Source organism: Plantactinospora sp. B5E13, assembly GCF_039871775.1.
Classification (GTDB): Bacteria; Actinomycetota; Actinomycetes; order Mycobacteriales; family Micromonosporaceae; genus Plantactinospora.
Genome location: NZ_JBDPLT010000023.1, coordinates 83,111 through 102,104, shown reverse-complemented (window position 1 = coordinate 102,104; position 18,994 = coordinate 83,111). Strand labels below are relative to the sequence as shown.

Sequence of the window (18,994 nt, the reverse complement as noted above, 5' to 3'; positions counted from 1 at the left end):
GCGCCCTGACGTCGCAGACCCCGCCAACACCGCCAACCCCGAACCACCCCCGGGCAACCAACCAGCGGCCCGCCTGGAACGCGCCGACCCGCCCGTACCTGAGCAACGGGCGCCCAGGGGCTCTCACCCCGGGACAGGAGCACCGCGCCCGGCGCGGTGGACGGGCGTGACCGGTGATCGGGCCATGGGCACGCTGGGAGCGGGCCGCGGCGCGACGACGGTTACGACAGCAGGAGCGCCGGGCCGGCGTACACCTTCCGACCCGGACCTACGACTGCGGTGAGTGCGAACACCCGTGGCCGTGCCGGGAGGCCCGCCTGTCCCTGCTCCTCGGCTTCGAGGGCGACCGGGTCGGGCTGCTGATGTACCTCGGCGCCCACCTCGCCCACGCGATGCGGGAACTGCCCGACCGGCACCCCGCGCTGATCGTCGGGCAGCTCCTCCACTGGGTGCCCCGCCGGCGCTGACCCACCCGCTACGGCCGCAGCGGATCCCGGACCAGCGGGCAGGACATGCAGCGAGGGCCACCCCGGCCCGAGCCGAGCTCCGAGCCGGCGATCCGGATCACCTCGATGCCGGCCCGCTCCAGCTGGGCGTTGGTCTCCACGTTGCGTTCGTACGCCACGCAGAGCCGGGGTGCGATCGCCAGGGTGTTGTTGCCGTCGTCCCACTGTTCCCGTTCGGCGGTGACCGGGTCGAGTCCGGTGTCGATGACCCGCAGGACGTCCAGGTCCATCGCGTCCGCCGCCGCCCGCAGGAACGGGGCCGGCCCGTCGAGCTGCAGTTCCCCCTCCGCGTCGGCGATCACGGTGTACGCCGACAGGCTGTCCGCCACCTGTGGATACATCAGTACCGCGTCGACGTCGACCATGGTGCAGACGGTGTCCAGGTGCATGGTGGCCCGTTCCTGGGCGATCGGTACGACCAGGATGGTGTGCGCCAGATTCGCGGCGAAGACCCGGCGGGCGAGTCGCTCGGCACCGGCCGGGGTGGTCCGCTCGCCGACCCCGACCGCCACCACTCCGGGGGCGAGCAGCAGGACGTCGCCACCCTCCAGCGGCTCCAGCGTCGGGGCGTACCCGAAGGGGGTGCCGACGAACCGCGGGTGGTGCCGGTAGATCGTGTCGGTCAGGGTGGTCTCCCGGCGGCGGGCCGGCATGGCCAGGCTGGTCACCACCGCGTGGTCGCCGATCCAGGTCGACGAGTCCCGGGTGAAGAGCAGGTTCGGCAGCGGGTCGATCACGAAGTCCTGCCGGTCCATCAGCCGGTAGACCAGTCCGCCGCCACGGTCGGCGCCGACCCGCAGTTCCTCGTGGGCGAGTCCGGCGATCAGCACCCCGGCCAGCGCGACCGGGTCCAGGTACGACAGGTGTTCGCCGACCCGCCGCCGCAGGGTGTCGCCGAGTCGCGGGTCGGCGAGGACCCGCTCGGTGAGTTCCGCTCGGGCGTCGGCCACCGCCAGCGTCTCGGCGAGTAGCGTGCCGAGGTGGAGCACCTCGACGTCGCGCTCCCGCAGGGCGGCGGCGAAGGCGTCGTGCTCCTCCTGGGCACGGCCGACCCAGGGGATGGCGTCGAAGAGCAGCGAGTCGTTGTTCCGGGGCGTGAGTCGGGCGAGTTCCGGTCCGGGGCGGTGCAGCAGGACGGTACGCAGACGCCCCACCTCGCTGTCCACGAAATGGGTCATCCTCGCAGGGTAAGGCAGTAGTTGGCGCCATCCGGGAAAAAGGGCTTCGGATGAATGGGGCATTCATCCACACTCACTCCGGCGCTTCGACTTGCCGACCCAGGGGGCTGGCCACGTACCGTAGTGAGAAGATAACTTCGAGGGACCTTTTGCCGGAGGTCACGATGACTGTCTTCTCTGCACGATCAGCGGTGCCCGCGCCCCGGGCGCTACCCCCCTCCCCGACCGGCGCGCCACCAGCGCTGGACGCCGTGCGGCCGACCCCGATGGACTGGGCACGTCGGCGGCGGGCCGAGCGGGTGGAACGACGGATCGAGGCGGCCGGAGCCCGGGCACTGAGCAGGTTGGACCACCTCGGTCCATCGTGGCACGTCGTCGACTGGCCGCGTACCGAATTCACCGACGCCAGTCTCCTCGACCTGGACTACCGCTCCCGCGACGAACGGGCCGGTTTCCTCGCGATCGGCCCCGGCGGCCTGTTCGCGGTCACCGTGGCCGACCACGGGCGGTCCCGGGTCCTGATCGCCGGCGACGTCGTGCAGATCAACGGCAAGCGACCGGCGTACGTGAGCGAGGCCCGCCGAGACGCGAAGCGGGCCAGCAAGGCGCTCTCCGCCGCCGTCGGCCTCACCATCCCCGTGACGCCGGTGCTGACCTTCGTCGGCTCCGGCGACCTCAGCGTCTACGGGCTGCCGAAGGACTGTCTCGTCGCGACCCACCGGGAGTTGGACCGGCTGCTCGTGGCGGGCGGCAACCGGATCAGCGCGGCGACCGCCGAGAAGCTGTCCCGGGTCGCCCAGTCGCCGGCGACCTGGCTGAACGCCCCCTACCGTTCGGCCGCGGACTACCGGTGGTACGAGGGCGGCCGAACGGCCGCTGACAAGCCGGCCGGTCGGCGGTAGCGTCACCACCCGACGCATCCACCGGACCGCCACGGCCGGTACGACGTCACCGACCGTCAGCGGCGGGACACGGGTCGACGGTGGAGCGACGGGACGACCCCGTTCGTCCGATTCGTGCCGGGAGTCGCGATTCCCGGCACGGACCGGCTAGCGTGGGTGGCGGTCAGGTGAATAGGAGGCGCGGGTGGCCCACGTCGAACTCTCGATCTCGGAGGCGTTCGCGCCGTCAGTGACCTCGGTGCCGGGTCAGCACCCCGCCGGGTTCGCGGAGCCCGACGACGGGCCCGGGGGCGACGGCTTCGACCGCTGGTGCGACACGGTCGCCGACGCCGCCGAACCCTGCCTGCTGATCGCCCGGGACACCACCGTCGCGGCGGTCTCGCCCGCCTGCTGCCAACTGCTCGGCTTCGGTAGTCCGGTCGCCGTCTTCGGCCGTCCGCTGCTGGGCACCCTCCGGCTGCTCGACTTCACCGCGTCTCGGGGCGAACTGACCGAGCAGGACGTCGAGAAGATCCCTCCGCTGCTCGCGGTCAGCTCGCAGCGGCTCGCCCGGGGACTGCTCCGGGTGGACCGGGCCGGGGCGGACGGCACCGACGCCACCGTCGACGCGATCGCCACCCCGATCCTGTCGCACGGTGAGGTCATGGGCTCGCTGACCTTCTTCGCCGAGGTCTGAGCCCTCCACCTGTTGTCGGACAGCACCGGGACCGTGTGGGACGGCACCGGCGTCACCGACCGGACGGCACGACCTACCATTGGCCGGAAGATCTCGCCGCAGCACCACGGCGTCCACCTACGCCCGAGGATCCGGCCCTTCCATGTCCGCGTCACGTGACACCCCGGCGGCCCGCCGACGGACCGGCGGCGTACCGCTCGCCGTCCTGCTCACCCTGGTCGGCTGCGTCGCGACGGCGGCCTGCGGGGTGCCGCCCGAACTCGAACGGTCCCGCGCGGCGACCCCGGCCGCACCGACCCCCACCCCGACGGTCACCGGCACCCCCGGCGTCGGCCCGACCCTGCCACCGACCCCGACCGTGACCCCGACCGGCAACGGCACGATCGCGGTCGACTGCGGCGGGCGGCCGAGCCGCGACCAGGTCGTCGCGCTGCTGCGCCGGGTCGACCTGCTGCCCCGCAGCGCCCGGGTCACCTTCCGCAACGCGCCGGTCTGCGCCGCCGACTGGCAGTACAGCGTGATCGAGGTGCCCGGCCGGGACCTGCTCCAGGTGGTCACCACCGGCCCGGCCGACAACCTCAAGCTGGTCACCGCCGGCAACGACGTGTGCAACATCAAGGTACGCGTCGAAGCACCGCCGGGAATCCGTACCCTCGCCTGCGCGTGACCTCCGCCGACCGGTCCACGGTTCCGTAGGCTGGACGCCATGCCCGGAACGCCACCGACCCGCTTCGTCTACCTCGGCCCCGAGGGGACCTTCGCCGAGCAGGCCCTACGGACCATCCCCGCCGCCGAGCGCGGGACGCGTACGCCGGCCCGCAGTGTGCCCGAGGCGCTGGACGCCGTCCGGGCCGGTGACGCCGACGCCGCCCTGGTGCCGTTGGAGAACTCGATCGGCGGGGCGGTCGCGGTCACCCTGGACGAGATGGTCGAGGGCGACCCGTTGGTGATCACCCGTGAGGTGGTGCTGCCGGTCGAGTTCGTCCTCGCCACCCGGCCGGGTCGGGGCCTCGGCGAGATCCGGACCGTGGCGGCCCACCCACAGGCGTCCACCCAGTGTCGACGCTGGCTGCGGGAGCACCTGCCCGAGGCGGCCGTGGTCGACGTACTCTCCAACTCCGCCGCGGCGGCCGCCGTGGTCGACGGCGAGCAGGACGCCGCGGTCTGCGCGCCGTTCAGCGCCGCCCGGCACCGGCTGGCCGTACTCGCGGACAAGATCGCCGACCATGACGACGCGGTGACCCGGTTCGTCCTGCTCACCCGCCCCGGACCGCCGCCGCCCCGGACCGGCGACGACCTGACCTCACTCGCCGTCTACATCGCGCACGACCGGGTCGGCGCGCTGCTCGCCGTGCTGATGGAACTCGCGGTACGCGGGGTCAACCTGACCCGGATCGAGTCCCGGCCGACCGGTGAGGCGCTCGGCCGGTACGCGTTCTTCCTCGACTGCACGGGGCACGTCGCCGACGACCGGGTCGGCGAGGCGTTGCAGGGGCTGCACCGGATCTGCGCCGAGGTACGGTTCCTCGGGTCGTACCCGAGGCACCGGCGCGCGGCGGGCGCCGCCGACCGGCCGGTGCCGGCCCCGGCGGGGCTCTCCGACCACGACTACGCGGACGCGGCGGCCTGGCTGGCCCGGCTCCGCGCCGGCGGACTCGGCTGAGTCCACCGGGCGGGCCGCCGCCGACAGTCGCGCCCGCCGGGTCGGTGGGGCCGCCCGCCGGGTCGGTCAGCCCTTCCGTCGCGTCGGTCAGTCGTCCAGCAGGCCGCCGAGGAAGCCGCCGCCGCCCTGGCTGCCGCCCTGCTGGCCGCTGCCCATCAGCGGGGGCTCCTCGGACGGCTGGACGATCACGAAGCCCTGCCCGGCGAAGCTCATCGTGAACGCCTCCCCGGTACGACGACCGAGCAGCGTGCCGAGGCCGAGCTGCTCGGCCCGGTGGTAGCCGGTCTGCAGGTTCGCCGACCAGCAGACCGCCGCCTGCGGGTCGACGTACGTCGGGGCGTCGACGTTGAGCACCACCGGCGTGCCCTTGGTCGTGATCGCGATCCGCCCGTAACCGGTGAAGACACAGTTGAACAGGCCGGACGAGGACATCATCCCGGCGCCGCCGACCATCTTGATGTCGTACTGCAGGGTGGAGTCGAAGGCGAGCACACTGGAGCCGTTGATCGACAGCGCGTCACCCGGCTCCAGGTCGATCAGGTGCACGTCCGCCGCGTAGTCGGCGAGGAAGACGTCCCCGTGGCCGGACACCTTCATCAGCGGCACGCCCTCGCCGGTGAGTTTCTGCTTGAGGAACTTGCCGAGGCCGCCGGAGCCGAGCGCCTGGAACTGCACGTTTCCCTGGTACGCCACCATCGAGCCGACCCGGGCCATCGCCTCGCCGTTGAGCTCGATCTTCAACATCTTCGAGTTCTGCAGCCGCATGCCGGGCTGGTGGGATTCCTTCTCCAGGTTCTCCGCGGAAAACAGGGCGCTGCGCATCACGTTCCTCCTGAGGGTTCGCTGAGGTGAGGGTAGGCAACCCGCGCAAGAACGGATCGTCCCGCTTACCCGGGTCGGCCCGGCGGCTCAGGCCCAGCCGAGTTCGTGGAGGCGGTCGTCGTCGATCCCGAAGTGGTGGGCGATCTCGTGTACGACGGTGATCGCGATCTCGTCGACCACGTCGTCGTCGTTGTCGCAGATCCGCAGGATCGGGTTGCGGTAGATGAGGATCCGGTCCGGCAGCACCCCGGCGTAGTCCCAGCCCCGGGTGGTCAGCGCGTGCCCCTCGTAGAGGCCGAGCAGTTCCGGCTCGTCCTCCGGCGACTCGTCCTCGACCAGGATGACCACGTTGCTCATCAGGCCGAGCAGTTCCTCGGGCACCTCGTCGAGAGCCTCGGCGACCAGTTCCTCGAAACGTTCGCGGCTCATCTCGACCGGCACGGTCCCCATTGTGCCGCACCCGTACGCCGGTCGGGGCGGCCGGCGGCCCGCGACCGGCCGCAGACGGTCGCGGTGACCGGGACCCGGGCCGACGTACACCGCCACGGGCCGGTCACCGCGACCGGACAGGGATTCGGATCAGGCGGCGAGACGGGCGGTCAGCGAGATGTCGGCGCCCGGGGAGAGCAGCCGGGAGATCGGGCACCCGGCCTTGGCCGCCTCGGCCAGCTTCTGGAACTCGGCCTCGTCGATGCCGGGAACCTCACCGACGGTGTCGAGGTCGATCCGGGTCACCGTCATGCCGGCGTCGGTCTTGTCCAGGTGCACCTTGGCGGTGGTCTCCACCGAGGTCGGGGTGTGGCCGGCGTCGGCCAGCGCCTTCGAGAAGGCCATCGAGAAGCAGCCGGCGTGGGCGGCCCCGATCAGCTCCTCGGGGTTGGTGCCCTCCCCCTCCTCGAAACGCGACTTGAACGAGTAGGCCCCCTCGAGTCCGCCCTTGCCGGTGCGGATCGTGCCGGTACCTTCGGTCAGATTGCCCTGCCAGCGGGCGGATGCGGTGCGGATAGGCATGGTCACGACGCTAGCTCATGGGCGTGGCCCACGCGATGCTCTCCACCGCGGCGTGGTGGGACTAACTGGGCAGCCCGGCGCGCCTGCCGGTCAGGGGTGTCGGGCGGTTGCTGTGCCATCATCGACGTCAGGCAACACGCGCCGCGTGAGGGGGCAGGAGATGTCCGACGGGTTCCCCATTCCCCGACAGGACGGCGTCTCCCGGCCCGGGGAGCCGACCGGCCACCGGGAGCCCGCACCACCCGTGACCGTCACCCCGGAAGCCTCGCCCGATCCGGCCGCACCGGCGTGGGCCACACCGGACGCGGACGCCGTGGTCGTCTCCTCCGGCGAGCCGGTACGCGGCGGCGGGCGGGCCGGACGCGCCCTCGGCCGGCTCGCCCGGGACGGACGCCCGCTGCCGATGGTCGCCGCTCTCGGCGCGCTGGCGTTCTTCGGCTCCCTGGTGGAGGAGTGGACGGTCACCCGGATCCCGGACGACAGCGAGATCCCCCAGAACATGATCGAGCTGACCAGCGGCGTGGGCCAGATGAGCACGTTCGGCACCGGATACCTGGTCGGGGTGCTCGGCGTACTCGGTTGTCTCGCGCTGGTCCTCTTCGGTACGCCGGGACTGCGACACAACGCCCGGGTCGCCGGGCTGGCCGGTGCCGGGGCGGTGCTCGCCATCCTGGCCGGGGCCACCGGCTCGCTCGACAGCATCGCGCTGGACCGTTGGCAGGTGTACGGCGAGATCGACGGTCTGGTCACCGAGCACGGCCGCGGCCTGATCCTGGCGTACGTCTGCACCGGGATCCTCGGCCTCGTCCTGCTGCTCGCCGGCCGCTTCGTCCCGGCGCCCGGCGCCGACCGGCCGGCCCCGACCACGGCCGGCACCTCCACCTCCGCCGGTACGACCGACGCCGACCAGCCGGAGCAGTCGGACTGGCCGTGGCGCCGGCCGCGCCCCGCCGGCCGACCGGAGCCGGACGACGACGGTCGGGGAGCGCCGATCGACCTGACCGTCACCCCGACCAGGCCCTTCGTCCGCTAGTCAGCCGGGCCGGGAGCCCCCTGTCCCCGGGCCGGGAACCGCCCCGTCCCAGGGCGGGCCATATGTCGATGCGGCCGTGCCGCCGCCCCCGGTAGGCTCGGTTCCCGTGATTGACCTGCGCCTGCTCCGCGACGACCCGGACACCGTACGTGCCAGCCAGCGTGCCCGTGGCGAATCCGAATCCGTGGTCGACGACCTGCTCCGTGCCGACGAGGAGCGGCGGGCGACGGTCCAGCGCTTCGAGGCCCTGCGGGCCGAGCAGAAGCAGCTCGGCAAGCGGATGCCGAAGGCCGACCCGGCCGAGAAGGCGGAACTGCTGGCCCGGACCAAGGAACTCGCCGCCGAGGTGAAGGCAGCCGAGGCGGCGGTCGGCGAGGCCGAGGCGGCGCTGCGCCGGGCGCAGTACACGATCCCGAACGTCGTCGAGCCCGGCACGCCGCCCGGCGGTGAGGACGACTACGTGGTGCTCCGCGAGGTCGGCACCAGGCCGGAGATCGAGAACCCGCGGGACCACCTGGAGCTGGGTGAGGGACTGCGGGCGATCGACGTCGAACGGGGCGCGAAGGCGTCGGGCAGCCGCTTCTACTACCTGACCGGGGTCGGCGCGCTGCTCCAGCTCGGCCTGCTGCAGCTCGCGGTCGCCCAGGCGGTCGAGTACGGCTTCATCCCCAGCATCACCCCGAGCCTGGTCAAGCCGGAGTCGATGGAGGGCACCGGGTTCCTCGGCTCGCACGCCAGCGAGGTGTACCGGCTGGAGGCCGACGACCTCTACCTGGTCGGCACCAGCGAGGTCGCGCTCGCCGCGTACCACTCGGGGGAGATCCTGGACCTGGCCGGGCCGATCCGGTACGCCGGCTGGTCGTCGTGTTTCCGGCGGGAGGCCGGCTCGTACGGCCGGGACACCCGGGGCATCATGCGGGTGCACCAGTTCGACAAGGTGGAGATGTTCTCCTACTGCCGGCCCGAGGAGGCGCACGACGAGCACCTGCGGCTGCTGGCCTGGGAGGAGGAGATGCTGGCGAAGGTCGAGATCCCGTACCGGGTGATCGACGTGGCCGCCGGCGACCTCGGCAGCAGCGCGGCCCGCAAGTACGACTGCGAGGCCTGGGTGCCGTCGCAGGGCCGCTACCGCGAGGTCACCTCGACCTCGAACTGCACCACGTTCCAGGCCCGTCGACTGAACGTGCGGTACCGGGACGCACAGGGCAAACCGCAGACCGCCGCCACCCTCAACGGCACCCTCGCCACCACCCGCTGGCTGGTCCCGATCCTGGAGAACCACCAGCAGCCGGACGGCTCGGTCCGGGTCCCGAAGGCCCTCCAGCCGTACCTCGGCGGCCGGGACGTCCTGGAACCGGTCCGACCCTCGTAGGCGAGCCGCACTTCACACAAAAGTCACGGGAAGGCAGCACAACGTGAGGTACGGTTGCTGCCCCGCCATCGCCAGCTGACCCGGTAGAACCGGCGTTTCCGCTGTTCACGGGCGGCCGACGGGTGGCAGGGCCGAAGGAGGAGCCATGCCCCGACCCGGACTGCCCAAGCTGATCGCCACCGACCTCGACGGCACGCTGGTGCGTACCGACGACACCGTCTCGGCGTACACCCATGAGGTGCTGGACCGGGTGCGGGCCGCCGGCATCCCGGTGGTCGGCGCCACCGGACGCGGCCCCCGGCTGACCGAACTCACCCGCAACGACATCCGGGCCGCCGACTTCCTGGTGATGGCCGGCGGCGGCTGGGTGGTCGACCAGACCGACCCGGCCGGCCCGGTGGTGCTGCGGGACGAGCGGCTGGCCGGTACGACGCTGGCCGCGCTGCTGCGGGCGCTGGAGGCCGAGGTCGGCCCGCTGACCGTGATGGTCGAGGCGTCGGACGCGCCGAACGCCCCGCTCTGGGGCGACTACGACGAGACCTGGCCCTACCAGGACCGGTTCGAGCCACGGGCCCGGCTCGACTGCCTCAGCGGTGACGTGATCAAGGCGTTCGCCCGGGCGCCGGGACACGACGTCGACACCCTGCTCGACATCGCCCGCCGGATCGTGCCGCCGGCCCAGGCCACGGTGACCCAGGCCGGTCTCGGGTTCATCGAGATCTGCCCGCCCGGGGTCGACAAGGCGACCGGGCTCGCCGTCGTCGCCGAGTCCCTCGGTGTCGACCCCGCCGAGGTCCTGGTCTTCGGCGACATGCCGAACGACCTGCCGATGTTCGAGTGGGCCGGCTGGGGCCGGGTGGCGGTCTCCAACGCCCACCCGCTGGTCCGGCGGGCCGCCGACGAGGTCACCCTGCGCAACGACGACGACGGGGTGGCGGTCTACCTCGATCGACTACTCTCCCATTGATGGGAGAACTGCCCCGGCTGGTCGCCACCGACCTCGACGGCACGCTGCTGCGCTCCGACGGGACGCTGAGCCCGCGTACCGTCGAGGCGCTGGCCGCGATCACCGCCGCCGGGGTCGGCGTCGTCCTGGTCACCGGCCGGCCGATCCGCTGGCTGTACCACGTGTACGACCAACTCGACGCGCCGCTGCCGACGATCTGTGCCAACGGTGCCGTGGTGTACGACCCGCACACCGACACCGTGCTGCGCGCCGACCCGCTCGCCCCCGAACTGCTCGCCGAGGTGGTCCGGCGACTCCGGGCCGAGGTGCCCGGGGCGAGCTTCGCCGTCGAGATCACCGACGGTCGGGAGTTCCGGCACGAATCCGGCTACGAGCTGCGCTGGGACGCCGGGGTCCCGACCAGCCGGATGATCGGCGACCCGACCGAACTGCACGCCGCACCGGCGGTCAAACTGCTGGTCCGCTCCGGCCGGCAGGATCCGGACGCGTTCCTCCGGGTGGTCGCCGGTGCGCTGGCCGGGCTCGCCGAGGCGACCCACTCGTCGTACAGCGGACTGGTCGAGATCTCGGCGGCCGGGGTGACCAAGGCGGCCGGGCTCGCCTGGTACTGCGCCCAGCACGGGCTGGACGCCGCCGACGTGATCGCCTTCGGGGACATGCCGAACGACGTACCGATGTTGACCTGGGTCGGTCGTGGGGTCGCGGTGGCGAACGCCCACCCCGCCGTACGGGAGATCGCCGACGACGTGACCGACGACCACAACGCCGACGGGGTCGCCGCGTACCTGGAGACACTGCTCGCGACCGCCGGACGGCCGGTCAGCCCGGGCCCCGACCCGGCACGCCCCTGAACGGCGGCGGGCCTGGTCGGCGGGTCGGGGACTGACCGGTGACGGGTGGGCCACCCTGCCGCTTCCAGGTGCGGGTGAAAATCGTGGTGTCGGCCCGGCTGACCGCCGGCAGCGCCCCGACCGTGCCGGTCAGGTGGGCGTAGACGGCCGCCAGGTCGGGCAGCAGCAGGCTCACCACGAGCGGGACCGGGCCGCTGGTCGCGGCGGCGAACGAGACGTCGGGATGCCCGGCGAGGGTGTCGCCGACCTCGGCGAGTGCGGACGGCGGCACGGTGAGCCAGAGCATCGCCCCGGTCCGCATCCCGACCGCCCGGGGGTCGAAGTCGACCTCGAAATGGAGCACGCCGGTCTCGTGCAGTGCCCGGAGCCGGCGCCGGGCGGCCGACTCGGAGACGCCGACCCGGGCGGCGAGGTCACTGACCGGGGTACGACCGTCGCGGCCGAGTTCGGCGAGGATGTGCTCGTCGACCGGGCTAAGGTCGGGTCTTCGCCGTTGCGCGGCGTCCTGGGGCCGGTGGGCCCGGCCCTGCGCTGCCGGGTGGGGGGTGGGGGGGGGGGGGGGGCCGGATCACCCGCTCTGGGCGGTCAGGCTTGATCCCGTCGCGGGCGATCCGGCCCCCCACCTGTGGCGGTGCCGCGTCCGTCGACGGTTCCGGCTGGTCGGCGGTGAGCCGGGCCGCCGCGGCCGGGTCGAGCGGGGCGGGCCAGCCGCGCCACGGCGCCCGGCCGGCCCGGAACCGGTGCAGGATGCAGTACGCGGCGAAGCCCACCACCCGGGGAGTCCGGTCCAGCCGGGTCAGCAGGTTCTCCTCCTCCTCGGCCGAACCGGCCCGCAGACCGCAGACGATCTCGCCTCCGCCGGAGGTCCGTACCCAGGTGGTGGCCGGGTGGCCGGCCAGCGCCGAGGCGATCCGGTCGGCCCGGTCGGGGGTGCACTGGATCCGCAGCAGCCACGGTGTCCCGCCGACCGCCCAGTACGGGCTGCGTCCGACCACCCGTACCGTGCCGTCGGCCCGGAGCCGCTGGTAGCGGCGGGCGACGGTCTGGGCGGGCAGTCCGAGCGCCCGGCCGATCTGTTCGAACGAGGCCCGGCCGTCGAGCTGGAGTGCCTGGACGATCCACTGGTCACGCTCGTCCAGGACGTTTTCCACCGTTTCAGTCTGGACGAATACGGGTTTCCGCCGTGGTAGGCGGTGGGGCGGGTCGTTCCGGGTGTGCCGACCGCAGAGTGGGTCACCGGCACCTGTCGGCTCGGATCCCTCGGGAGCAGCCCCATGCGGAAGTGGTGTCCACTGGTCGCGGTCGGTCTGGGCGCGTTCATGCTGCTGGTCGACGTCACCATCGTCAACGTCGCGCTGCCGGCGATGTCGGCCGACCTCGGTACGTCCTTCGGCGGCCTGCAGTGGGTCGTCGACATGTACGCGTTGACCCTGGCCGCGCTGCTGCTCGGTGCCGGTACGGTCGCCGACCGGCTCGGCCACCGGCGGGTCTACGTCGGCGGGCTCGGGCTCTTCGCGCTCGCCTCGCTGGGCTGCGCCCTCGCGCCGTCGACCGGACTGCTGATCACCGGCCGGGCGGTACAGGGGATCGGGGCGGCGGCGATGTTCGCCACCACGCTCGCCCTGCTCGGTACGACGTACCGGGGGCGGGACCGGGCCCTCGCGTTCGGCGTCTGGGGCGCGGTCAACGGTGCCGCCGCCGCAGCCGGCCCGATCCTCGGCGGGCTGCTCACCGAACACCTGGGCTGGCCATGGATCTTCGCGGTGAACGTACCGGTGGCGGTGGCGGCGATCCTGCTCACCCTGCTGACCGTCGGGCCGGGGGACCGGACGGGCCGACAACGACTCGACCCGTTCGGGATCCTCACCTTCACGGTCGCGGCGGGCGCGGCGACGTACGGGCTGATCCACAGCGGCGAGGCGGGCTGGGCGGAGCCGGGTTCGTGGCTGCCGCTGCTGGTGGCGGCACTGGCGCTGGCGGCGTTTGTCGTCGTGGAGCGGCGGACGGCCGAGCCGATGCTGGATCTCGCACTGTTCCGGCACCGGACGTTCGTCGGGCTGGTCGGCGCCGGGGCGGTGTTGTCGCTGTCGGCGTGGGCGATGTTCCCGTACGCCTCGATCTGGATGCAGGACCGGCTCGGACTGGGACCGGTCGCCACCGGGCTGGTGCTGATGCCGATGAGCGTGGTCTCGTTCGTGGTGCCGCTGCTGATGGGACGGTTCGGGCACGCTGTCCCGGCCCGCTGGTCGGTGTCGGTCGGGCTGCTGCTGATCGGGATCGGCGACCTGCTGCAGGCCCGGGTGCACGCCGACTCGGGCGCGGGGGTGCTCGTCCCGGGTCTGGTCTGTGTCGGGTTGGGCGCGGGACTGGCGCTGCCGCCGATGTCGTCGGCGCTGCTCGGTGCGGTGCCCCGGGAGCGGGCCGGGATGGCCGGCGGGGCGCTGAACTCCGCCCGCCAGCTCGGATTGGCGCTCGGGGTGGCGGTGCTGGGCAGCGTCTTCGCCGCCGCCGACGGGCCGGCCGGGCCGGCCGCCGACGTCGCCACCGCGCTCAACACCAGCTATCTGCTCGCCGGCGGACTGGGGTTGGCGGGTGCGGTGCTCGCCTTCGGGCTCGTCCGTGCCGGCGGCCGACCGGATCCGGGTGACCGGGCGGGCGCCGGACACCGGCCCGAACCCGAGCCGGCGGCTACTCCGGTGCCGGCTCGGGCGGCTCGCCGATCGGAAAAAGGATCGGACTGAGCAGGTAGGGAGTGCGGTCCGGAGTGGGAGGACCGGCCAGCCGGGGTGCGATGGCGGCGCGGAGTTCACCGATCAACTCGGCGAGTTCCTGCCGGGTCAGCCAGACCGCGTGCTGCCGGTAGCCCACCAGGTCGGCGGCCGGGTCGGCGTGTTCCCGGTCGAGGTAGGCGTTGAACTCGGAGATCAGCGTTGCCATCGCGATCGCGAACACCCGGCGGTGGTCCTCCGCCGACGCCGACGCGGCGGTGTCGGCATCGATCACCGCCCGTTCCCGGTGGAGCCGGTAGCGCCGCTCCACCGCGCCGCGTACCCGCTGTTCGGCCTCGACCTCGAGAATGCCGCCCTCGGCGAGTAGCCCGACGTGCCGGTAGAGGGTCGCCTTCGAGACGTCGGGCATCCGGGCGCAGAGTTCGGCGGTGGTGAGTGCCCGTCCGCCGGCCATGGCGTGCACGATTCGTAGCCGTACCGGATGCACCAGCAGTTCCACCCTGTCCATCAGCAGACGATCTCAGATCTGATACCGTTCTCAAAGTTGAGAACGATGAGAGAGGCGACAAGACCGCATGCGCCAACAGATATCCGAGCCGGCTCCGGTGGGACGGCACCACGAGGTCGGCGGACGTCGACTGATGCTGCACCGGTCGGGCACCGGCGGCCCGAGCGTCGTGTTCCTGCCCGGCGCCGGCCTGGTCGGTCTGGACTTCCTCGAACTGCAGGAGGCGACGGCCGGTTTCACCACCAGCGTGCTCTACGACCGTGCCGGAACCGGGTGGAGCGACAACGTCGAGTTGCCCCGCACCCCCGGTGCGGTCACCGACGAACTCCGGTCACTGCTGCGGGCAGGCGAGGTACCCGCGCCCTACCTGCTGGTCGGGCACTCTCTTGGCGCGTTCTACGCGCGCCGCTACGCCCAGCGCTTCCCGGACGAGGTGGCCGGCCTGCTCCTGTTGGACCCCGGTCACGAGGACATCCTCGCCCACCTGCCCGACGAGGCAGCCGAGATGGGCGAGAGGATGAAGCCGGACCTGGACCGGCTACCGGAGCTGACCGACGAGCAGGTGCACTCCGCCCGCCAGCAATACACGAAGATCTACGACAGATGGCCCGAGCCGGTCCGGACGGCTCTTGTCGACCATCACCTCGCGACCTGGCGGACGGGCACTCGGGAGACCCTCAACTTCGAGACCGAGGTCTACGACGAACTCCGACACGGGGGCGAACTACCCGACGTGCCGCTGGTCGTGCTCACCGCGCTCGGCGACAACCCGTACTGGGCGGGATTCGCCTCCGAGGAGTTGATCCGCCAGGCCCAGGACGGCATCCGCGCCATGCACGCGGCGATGGCCGCCGCCGTGCCACACGGCGAGCACCGGGTGGTCGAGGACGCCTCGCACCAGTTCCTGCACGTGCAACAGCCGGACGCCGTACTCCGGGCGATCCGTGACCTGGTCGACCGGGTGAACGGGCAGCGATAGCGGCCGGGGTCGGCCCGACGGTTCGCCGGGTCGTCAGAGGTACTGGCCGGGGCCCTGACCCTCGCCCGGGTGTCCGTGGCCGCCGGGCATGCCGGGCAGTCCACCAGGTCCCATCGGCAGGGCCGGGCGACCACCGGAACGCATCTGCTCCAGCTGCATCCTGGCCGCCATCTGCTGGGCGACCAGTGCGGCCTGGATGCCGTGGAACAGGCCCTCGAGCCAGCCGACCAGCTGGGCCTGGGCGATCCGCAGTTCGGCCTCGCTCGGCGCGGCATCCTCGCCGAACGGCAGCGAGAGCCGGGCCAGTTCCTCCCGCAGCTCGGGGGCGAGCCCGTCCTCCAGTTCGACGATCGAACGCTGGTGGATCTCGCGCAGTCGTTGCCGGCTGGCGTCGTCCAGCGGGGCGGCCTTGACCTCCTCCAGCAGCTGCTTGATCATGCTGCCGATCCGCATCACCTTCGCCGGCTGCTCGATCAGCCGGGCCGGGTCCTCGCCCGACGACTCGCCGTCGGTGGGTACGGTGCCGACCGGGCGTCCGTCCGGGCCGACCACCAGCACCGCACCGCCGGGCCGGTTACCGCTGGTCGACTCGTTGCTGTCTTCCGGGGAGCGTGGCACGTCGGTCATGCTCCCATCTTTGCGCAACCCGCCGGGTCGGCGCGCGCCGGCACCGCCCCGGAGCGGACGGGCAGGTGCGGGGTGGGCCGACCGCACCCGGTACGGTCCGTGCGTGGTCGACAACCCAGCCGCCGGATCCGGGACACCGGCTGCCGACCTCCATCCGCCGGATCCGGCCGCCGCTTCCGCCGACCCACGCGCCGTCCTCGACCGGCCGGCACCGCCACCCGACCTGCAGATCCGGTACGGCGACCACCCCGACCACGTCGCCGACCTGCGGATTCCGGCGGCCGGTCCGACCCGGCCACTGGTCGTGGTGATTCACGGCGGCTTCTGGCGGGCCGAGTACGACCGTCGACACACCGGTCCGCTCGCCGCCGACCTCGCCGACCGGGGTTGGCCGGTGGCGCAACTGGAGTACCGGCGCACCGGTCAACCGGGCGGCGGCTGGCCGGGCACCCTCGACGACGTACTGGCCGGAGTCTCCGCGCTGCCCGAGCTGGCCCGGGCGGCACTACCGGCCGGACGGGTCGCCCCGGGCCCGCCGATCCTGCTCGGCCACTCCGCCGGCGGCCACCTCGCGATCTGGTACGCGCTGCGGGCGCCGGACGGCGTACGCGGGGTGCTCGCCCTGGCGCCGGTGGTCGACCTGGCCGAGGCGTACCGGCTGGACCTGGACGGGGGCGCGGTCGCCGCACTGCTCGGCGGCGGCCCGGACGAGGTGCCCGACCGGTACGCGGCGGCCGACCCGGCACGGAGCGCCGCGCCAACGGTACCCACGGTGATCGTGCACGGGCGGCAGGACCGGCAGGTGCCGGTGGAGCTGAGTGTCGGGTACGCGACGTCCCGCACTCCCACGGCGGAGTTGCGTCTGATCGAGTTGCCGGACTGTGAGCATTTCGCCGTCATCGACCCGCTATCCCCCGCGTGGACTGCGGTGATAGCCGCGTTACATTCGTTCGTCGAGTGATCTCCTCGCCATTGACGCAGCGTCGCGTAGCCGGTAGAACGCCGGAGGGGCTGCGATCCGACCGCCCCTCCGGGAGGAAATTCGTGTCGCAGATGGACCGCAGACAGGCCCTCAGGTTGCTGGGCGCGCTGGGTGCCACCGGGCTGACCGCCGCGTGCGGTCGCTGGGGCGACGGCGGAACCGGGGACTCGACCAGCGACGAGCCGGTCCGGATCGGCATGATCACCTCGCAGTCCGGTGCCTACAAGGCGATCGGTGACGAGATGGTCCGGGGCTTCCAGCTCTACCTCGACCTGAACGACCAGCGGCTCGGCGGCCACCCGGTGGACCTGATCATCGCCGACGAGGGGGACAGCCCCCAGTCCGGCACCGCCGCGCTGGACGACCTGCTCAGCCAGCGCGTCCTGGCGCTGACCGGGGTGGTCAACTCGGACGTCATGTCCGCGATCCGCGAGAAGGTCGAGTCGTCGAAGGTTCCGCTGGTCAGCTCCAACGCCTCCCCGGCCACGCTGCAGAGCGTCGTCTACATCTGGCGCACCTCGTACGTGAACGACGAGCCGGGCCGCGCACTGGCCCCGTACATGGCACAGCGGATCCCGGCCGGTGGTCGGATCACGATCGTCGCGCCGAACCACGACGCCGGGTTCGACGCGGTCCAGGGTTTCCGGCAGAGCTTCGGCGAATCCGACGACCGGATCGCGGAGCCGGTGATCTGGACGAAACACGTCAAGGGCAAGCCCGCCAAGAACGCGTACGCCACGGTGATCAGCCAGGTGATGGCCCGGAATCCGGACGCGGTCTACTGCTCCTTCGCCGGCGAGTCCGCCGTCGAGTTCCTCAAGCGGCTGCACGAGGCCGGCTACCGCAACGACATCTACGCGCCGGGCTTCCTCACCGAGGGCACCGTGCTCGACCAGCTCAAGGTCAGCGAGGCCGAGGGGATCGTCACCTCCCTCAACTACTCCGCGGACCTGAACAACGCGGCCAACCGCCGGTTCGCCTCCGCCTTCCGCAAGGCCCACGGCTCGACGCCGACGACGTACGCGATGGCGTCGTACGACGCGGCACAGGTCCTCGACAAGGGGATCCGGCTGGCCAACAGCGAACTCACCCCGTTGACCCTGAACCTGGCGCTCGGTCGGGTCGGGCAGATCGACAGCCCGCGGGGTCCGTGGCAGTTCAACCAGCCCCGTACCCCGCAGCAGAAGTGGTACCTGCGGCGGGTGCAGCGGGACGGTCAGGTGCTGTCGAACGTGCTGATCAACGAGCTGGCGACGCTGGGCTGAGGGCCGCGTCCGGACCGGTCCACTCCGGTCCGGCCGGCTACGACTACGACTACGGCCGAAGTTCGGCGACGCAGCACTTGACGCTGCCGCCGCCCTTCTTCAGCTCGGACAACTCGACCGGCACCGGAACGTACCCGGCTGCCGCGACCTTGGCCGCCATCCCGGTCGCCTCGCTGTTCAGGACGACGTGCCGGCCGTCGCTGACCAGGTTGAGCCCGAACGCGACCGCGTCGGCCTCGTCGGCCCGGATCGCGTCCGGGAAGAGCCGGGCCAGCACCTGCTGCGAGGCGGGCGAGAACGCCTCGGGGTAGTAGACGACGGTCCGGTCGTCAAGCGGGGCGAGCGCGGTGTCCAGGTGGTAGAAACGCGGGTCGACCAGGCGCAGCGAGATCACCGGTCGGCCGAGCACCTCCTGCGCCTCGGCGTGTGCGGCGGTGGCGGTACGGAAGCCGTACCCGGCGAGGATCAGGCCACCGTAGGCGTCGGGGAGGTAGGTGAAGTCGCCCTCCCCCTCGTTGATCTCGACGGGCGGCACGTGACGCCAGCCGTACGCCTGGTAGAACGCCTGGTGGGCGGCGGCCTCGGCGGCCCGCTGCCGGTGCCGGAACCGGGCGCCGTAGCTGACGCCGTCCACCACGAACGCCCCGTTGGCCGCGTAGACCATGTCGGGCAGCCCCGGCTCCGGGGCGAGTTCGTGCACCGTGTGGCCGAGGTCCAGCAGGGTCTCCCGCAGGCGGTGCCACTGCTTGGCGGCGAGTTCGGAGTCGACCGGGGTGGTGACGTCCATCCAGGGGTTGATCGCGTACTCCACGGTGAAGTACTCCGGCGAACAGAGAAGGTATGTCCGCTTTCTGGGGATCCTCGGCTGGTTCACGAATCCAAGGGTAGGTACGGTGCAGGTTAACTAACAGCCGGAACTGTTG

At 72.3% G+C, this 18,994-nt stretch carries 22 protein-coding genes; 13 read left to right on the top strand and 9 right to left on the bottom strand.

Annotation, left to right across the window (positions count from 1 at the left end):
• Nucleotides 1–173: 173 nt before the first annotated feature.
• A complete protein-coding gene (locus ABGB05_RS21415) occupies nt 174–467 on the top strand; it encodes a flavin reductase (protein WP_347655231.1) in 294 nt (97 codons plus the stop codon).
• An 8-nt stretch (nt 468–475) separates the two neighbouring features.
• Here the strand turns inward: ABGB05_RS21415 and ABGB05_RS21410 are convergent, their stop codons facing one another.
• Nucleotides 476–1,684 carry an arginine deiminase gene (locus ABGB05_RS21410; RefSeq protein WP_347655230.1) on the bottom strand — a complete coding sequence of 403 codons (1,209 nt, stop codon included), beginning with the start codon at nt 1,682–1,684 and terminating at the stop codon, nt 476–478.
• A gap of 164 nt (nt 1,685–1,848) precedes the next feature.
• Here ABGB05_RS21410 and ABGB05_RS21405 point away from each other — a divergent pair, with 164 nt between their 5' ends.
• The 4 genes from ABGB05_RS21405 (at nt 1,849) to pheA (ending at nt 4,925) form a co-directional block, all read left to right on the top strand.
• Entirely contained in the window at nt 1,849–2,586 is a 738-nt protein-coding gene (locus ABGB05_RS21405; protein ID WP_347655229.1) for a hypothetical protein, read from the top strand.
• 184 nt (nt 2,587–2,770) lie between these two features.
• Nucleotides 2,771–3,262 carry a hypothetical protein gene (locus tag ABGB05_RS21400; protein ID WP_347655228.1) on the top strand — a complete coding sequence of 164 codons (492 nt, stop codon included), beginning with the start codon at nt 2,771–2,773 and terminating at the stop codon, nt 3,260–3,262.
• Nucleotides 3,263–3,404: 142 nt separating this feature from the next.
• Complete coding sequence (locus tag ABGB05_RS21395) at nt 3,405–3,929, top strand: hypothetical protein (RefSeq protein WP_347655227.1); 525 nt, start codon at nt 3,405–3,407, stop codon at nt 3,927–3,929.
• Nucleotides 3,930–3,968: 39 nt separating this feature from the next.
• Entirely contained in the window at nt 3,969–4,925 is a 957-nt protein-coding gene (gene pheA, locus ABGB05_RS21390) for a prephenate dehydratase (RefSeq protein ID WP_347655226.1), read from the top strand.
• 87 nt (nt 4,926–5,012) lie between these two features.
• Here the strand turns inward: pheA and ABGB05_RS21385 are convergent, their stop codons facing one another.
• The 3 genes from ABGB05_RS21385 to ABGB05_RS21375 form a co-directional block, all read right to left on the bottom strand.
• Nucleotides 5,013–5,747 (bottom strand): AIM24 family protein, encoded by a 735-nt coding sequence (locus ABGB05_RS21385; RefSeq protein ID WP_347655225.1) that lies wholly within the window; start codon nt 5,745–5,747, stop codon nt 5,013–5,015.
• 87 nt (nt 5,748–5,834) lie between these two features.
• Complete coding sequence (locus tag ABGB05_RS21380; RefSeq protein WP_347655224.1) at nt 5,835–6,197, bottom strand: metallopeptidase family protein; 363 nt, start codon at nt 6,195–6,197, stop codon at nt 5,835–5,837.
• A gap of 129 nt (nt 6,198–6,326) precedes the next feature.
• Complete coding sequence (locus ABGB05_RS21375; protein ID WP_347655223.1) at nt 6,327–6,758, bottom strand: OsmC family protein; 432 nt, start codon at nt 6,756–6,758, stop codon at nt 6,327–6,329.
• Between the two features lie 160 nt (nt 6,759–6,918).
• Here ABGB05_RS21375 and ABGB05_RS21370 point away from each other — a divergent pair, with 160 nt between their 5' ends.
• From ABGB05_RS21370 to ABGB05_RS21355, 4 genes are all read left to right on the top strand, one after another.
• On the top strand, nt 6,919–7,791 hold the full coding sequence (locus ABGB05_RS21370; protein WP_347655222.1) for a hypothetical protein: 873 nt from the start codon (nt 6,919–6,921) through the stop codon (nt 7,789–7,791).
• Between the two features lie 106 nt (nt 7,792–7,897).
• On the top strand, nt 7,898–9,163 hold the full coding sequence (gene serS / locus ABGB05_RS21365) for a serine--tRNA ligase (protein ID WP_347655221.1): 1,266 nt from the start codon (nt 7,898–7,900) through the stop codon (nt 9,161–9,163).
• 145 nt (nt 9,164–9,308) lie between these two features.
• Entirely contained in the window at nt 9,309–10,130 is an 822-nt protein-coding gene (locus ABGB05_RS21360) for an HAD family hydrolase (protein WP_347655220.1), read from the top strand.
• Nucleotides 10,130–10,981 carry an HAD family hydrolase gene (locus tag ABGB05_RS21355; protein WP_347655219.1) on the top strand — a complete coding sequence of 284 codons (852 nt, stop codon included), beginning with the start codon at nt 10,130–10,132 and terminating at the stop codon, nt 10,979–10,981. The genes ABGB05_RS21360 and ABGB05_RS21355 overlap by 1 nt, the downstream gene beginning before the upstream one ends.
• Here ABGB05_RS21355 and ABGB05_RS21350 read toward each other — a convergent pair.
• Together ABGB05_RS21350 and ABGB05_RS21345 are read right to left on the bottom strand one after the other, a co-directional pair.
• Nucleotides 10,950–11,324 carry an Lrp/AsnC ligand binding domain-containing protein gene (locus ABGB05_RS21350; protein WP_347655218.1) on the bottom strand — a complete coding sequence of 125 codons (375 nt, stop codon included), beginning with the start codon at nt 11,322–11,324 and terminating at the stop codon, nt 10,950–10,952. The two genes, ABGB05_RS21355 and ABGB05_RS21350, sit on opposite strands and share 32 nt — an antisense overlap.
• Before the next feature lie 130 nt (nt 11,325–11,454).
• Nucleotides 11,455–12,132: an Lrp/AsnC family transcriptional regulator gene (locus ABGB05_RS21345; protein ID WP_347655217.1), complete on the bottom strand. Its 678-nt coding sequence runs from the start codon at nt 12,130–12,132 to the stop codon at nt 11,455–11,457.
• A 123-nt stretch (nt 12,133–12,255) separates the two neighbouring features.
• Here ABGB05_RS21345 and ABGB05_RS21340 point away from each other — a divergent pair, with 123 nt between their 5' ends.
• Complete coding sequence (locus ABGB05_RS21340; RefSeq protein ID WP_347655216.1) at nt 12,256–13,722, top strand: MFS transporter; 1,467 nt, start codon at nt 12,256–12,258, stop codon at nt 13,720–13,722.
• Here ABGB05_RS21340 and ABGB05_RS21335 read toward each other — a convergent pair.
• Entirely contained in the window at nt 13,670–14,218 is a 549-nt protein-coding gene (locus tag ABGB05_RS21335) for a helix-turn-helix domain-containing protein (protein WP_347655215.1), read from the bottom strand. The genes ABGB05_RS21340 and ABGB05_RS21335 overlap by 53 nt on opposite strands.
• A gap of 67 nt (nt 14,219–14,285) precedes the next feature.
• Here ABGB05_RS21335 and ABGB05_RS21330 point away from each other — a divergent pair, with 67 nt between their 5' ends.
• On the top strand, nt 14,286–15,197 hold the full coding sequence (locus tag ABGB05_RS21330) for an alpha/beta hydrolase (RefSeq protein WP_347655214.1): 912 nt from the start codon (nt 14,286–14,288) through the stop codon (nt 15,195–15,197).
• A gap of 33 nt (nt 15,198–15,230) precedes the next feature.
• On the opposite strand, the gene ABGB05_RS21325 is transcribed toward ABGB05_RS21330, so the two are convergent.
• A complete protein-coding gene (locus ABGB05_RS21325) occupies nt 15,231–15,824 on the bottom strand; it encodes a bacterial proteasome activator family protein (protein WP_347655213.1) in 594 nt (197 codons plus the stop codon).
• A gap of 223 nt (nt 15,825–16,047) precedes the next feature.
• On the opposite strand from ABGB05_RS21325, the gene ABGB05_RS21320 reads away from it, so the two are divergent.
• A complete protein-coding gene (locus tag ABGB05_RS21320; protein WP_347655249.1) occupies nt 16,048–16,785 on the top strand; it encodes an alpha/beta hydrolase in 738 nt (245 codons plus the stop codon).
• An 83-nt stretch (nt 16,786–16,868) separates the two neighbouring features.
• The gene (locus tag ABGB05_RS21315; protein WP_347655212.1) at nt 16,869–18,071 is read left to right on the top strand and encodes an ABC transporter substrate-binding protein; all 1,203 of its coding nucleotides are present in this window, start codon (nt 16,869–16,871) and stop codon (nt 18,069–18,071) included.
• A gap of 49 nt (nt 18,072–18,120) precedes the next feature.
• On the opposite strand, the gene ddaH is transcribed toward ABGB05_RS21315, so the two are convergent.
• Nucleotides 18,121–18,945 (bottom strand): dimethylargininase, encoded by an 825-nt coding sequence (ddaH, locus tag ABGB05_RS21310; protein ID WP_347655211.1) that lies wholly within the window; start codon nt 18,943–18,945, stop codon nt 18,121–18,123.
• Nucleotides 18,946–18,994 lie beyond the last annotated feature (49 nt).

What these genes read in the sequence shown, in the direction of transcription:
- ABGB05_RS21410 (WP_347655230.1), bottom strand. Translation starts at nt 1,684, where the DNA reads ATGACCCATTTCGTGGACAGCGAGGTGGGGCGTCTGCGTACCGTCCTG.
- ABGB05_RS21405 (WP_347655229.1), top strand. Translation starts at nt 1,849, where the DNA reads ATGACTGTCTTCTCTGCACGATCAGCGGTGCCCGCGCCCCGGGCGCTA.
- ABGB05_RS21395 (WP_347655227.1), top strand. Translation starts at nt 3,405, where the DNA reads ATGTCCGCGTCACGTGACACCCCGGCGGCCCGCCGACGGACCGGCGGC.
- pheA (WP_347655226.1), top strand. Translation starts at nt 3,969, where the DNA reads ATGCCCGGAACGCCACCGACCCGCTTCGTCTACCTCGGCCCCGAGGGG.
- ABGB05_RS21385 (WP_347655225.1), bottom strand. Translation starts at nt 5,747, where the DNA reads ATGCGCAGCGCCCTGTTTTCCGCGGAGAACCTGGAGAAGGAATCCCAC.
- ABGB05_RS21380 (WP_347655224.1), bottom strand. Translation starts at nt 6,197, where the DNA reads ATGGGGACCGTGCCGGTCGAGATGAGCCGCGAACGTTTCGAGGAACTG.
- ABGB05_RS21375 (WP_347655223.1), bottom strand. Translation starts at nt 6,758, where the DNA reads ATGCCTATCCGCACCGCATCCGCCCGCTGGCAGGGCAATCTGACCGAA.
- ABGB05_RS21370 (WP_347655222.1), top strand. Translation starts at nt 6,919, where the DNA reads ATGTCCGACGGGTTCCCCATTCCCCGACAGGACGGCGTCTCCCGGCCC.
- ABGB05_RS21360 (WP_347655220.1), top strand. Translation starts at nt 9,309, where the DNA reads ATGCCCCGACCCGGACTGCCCAAGCTGATCGCCACCGACCTCGACGGC.
- ABGB05_RS21355 (WP_347655219.1), top strand. Translation starts at nt 10,130, where the DNA reads ATGGGAGAACTGCCCCGGCTGGTCGCCACCGACCTCGACGGCACGCTG.
- ABGB05_RS21340 (WP_347655216.1), top strand. Translation starts at nt 12,256, where the DNA reads ATGCGGAAGTGGTGTCCACTGGTCGCGGTCGGTCTGGGCGCGTTCATG.
- ABGB05_RS21335 (WP_347655215.1), bottom strand. Translation starts at nt 14,218, where the DNA reads ATGGACAGGGTGGAACTGCTGGTGCATCCGGTACGGCTACGAATCGTG.
- ABGB05_RS21330 (WP_347655214.1), top strand. Translation starts at nt 14,286, where the DNA reads ATGCGCCAACAGATATCCGAGCCGGCTCCGGTGGGACGGCACCACGAG.
- ABGB05_RS21325 (WP_347655213.1), bottom strand. Translation starts at nt 15,824, where the DNA reads ATGACCGACGTGCCACGCTCCCCGGAAGACAGCAACGAGTCGACCAGC.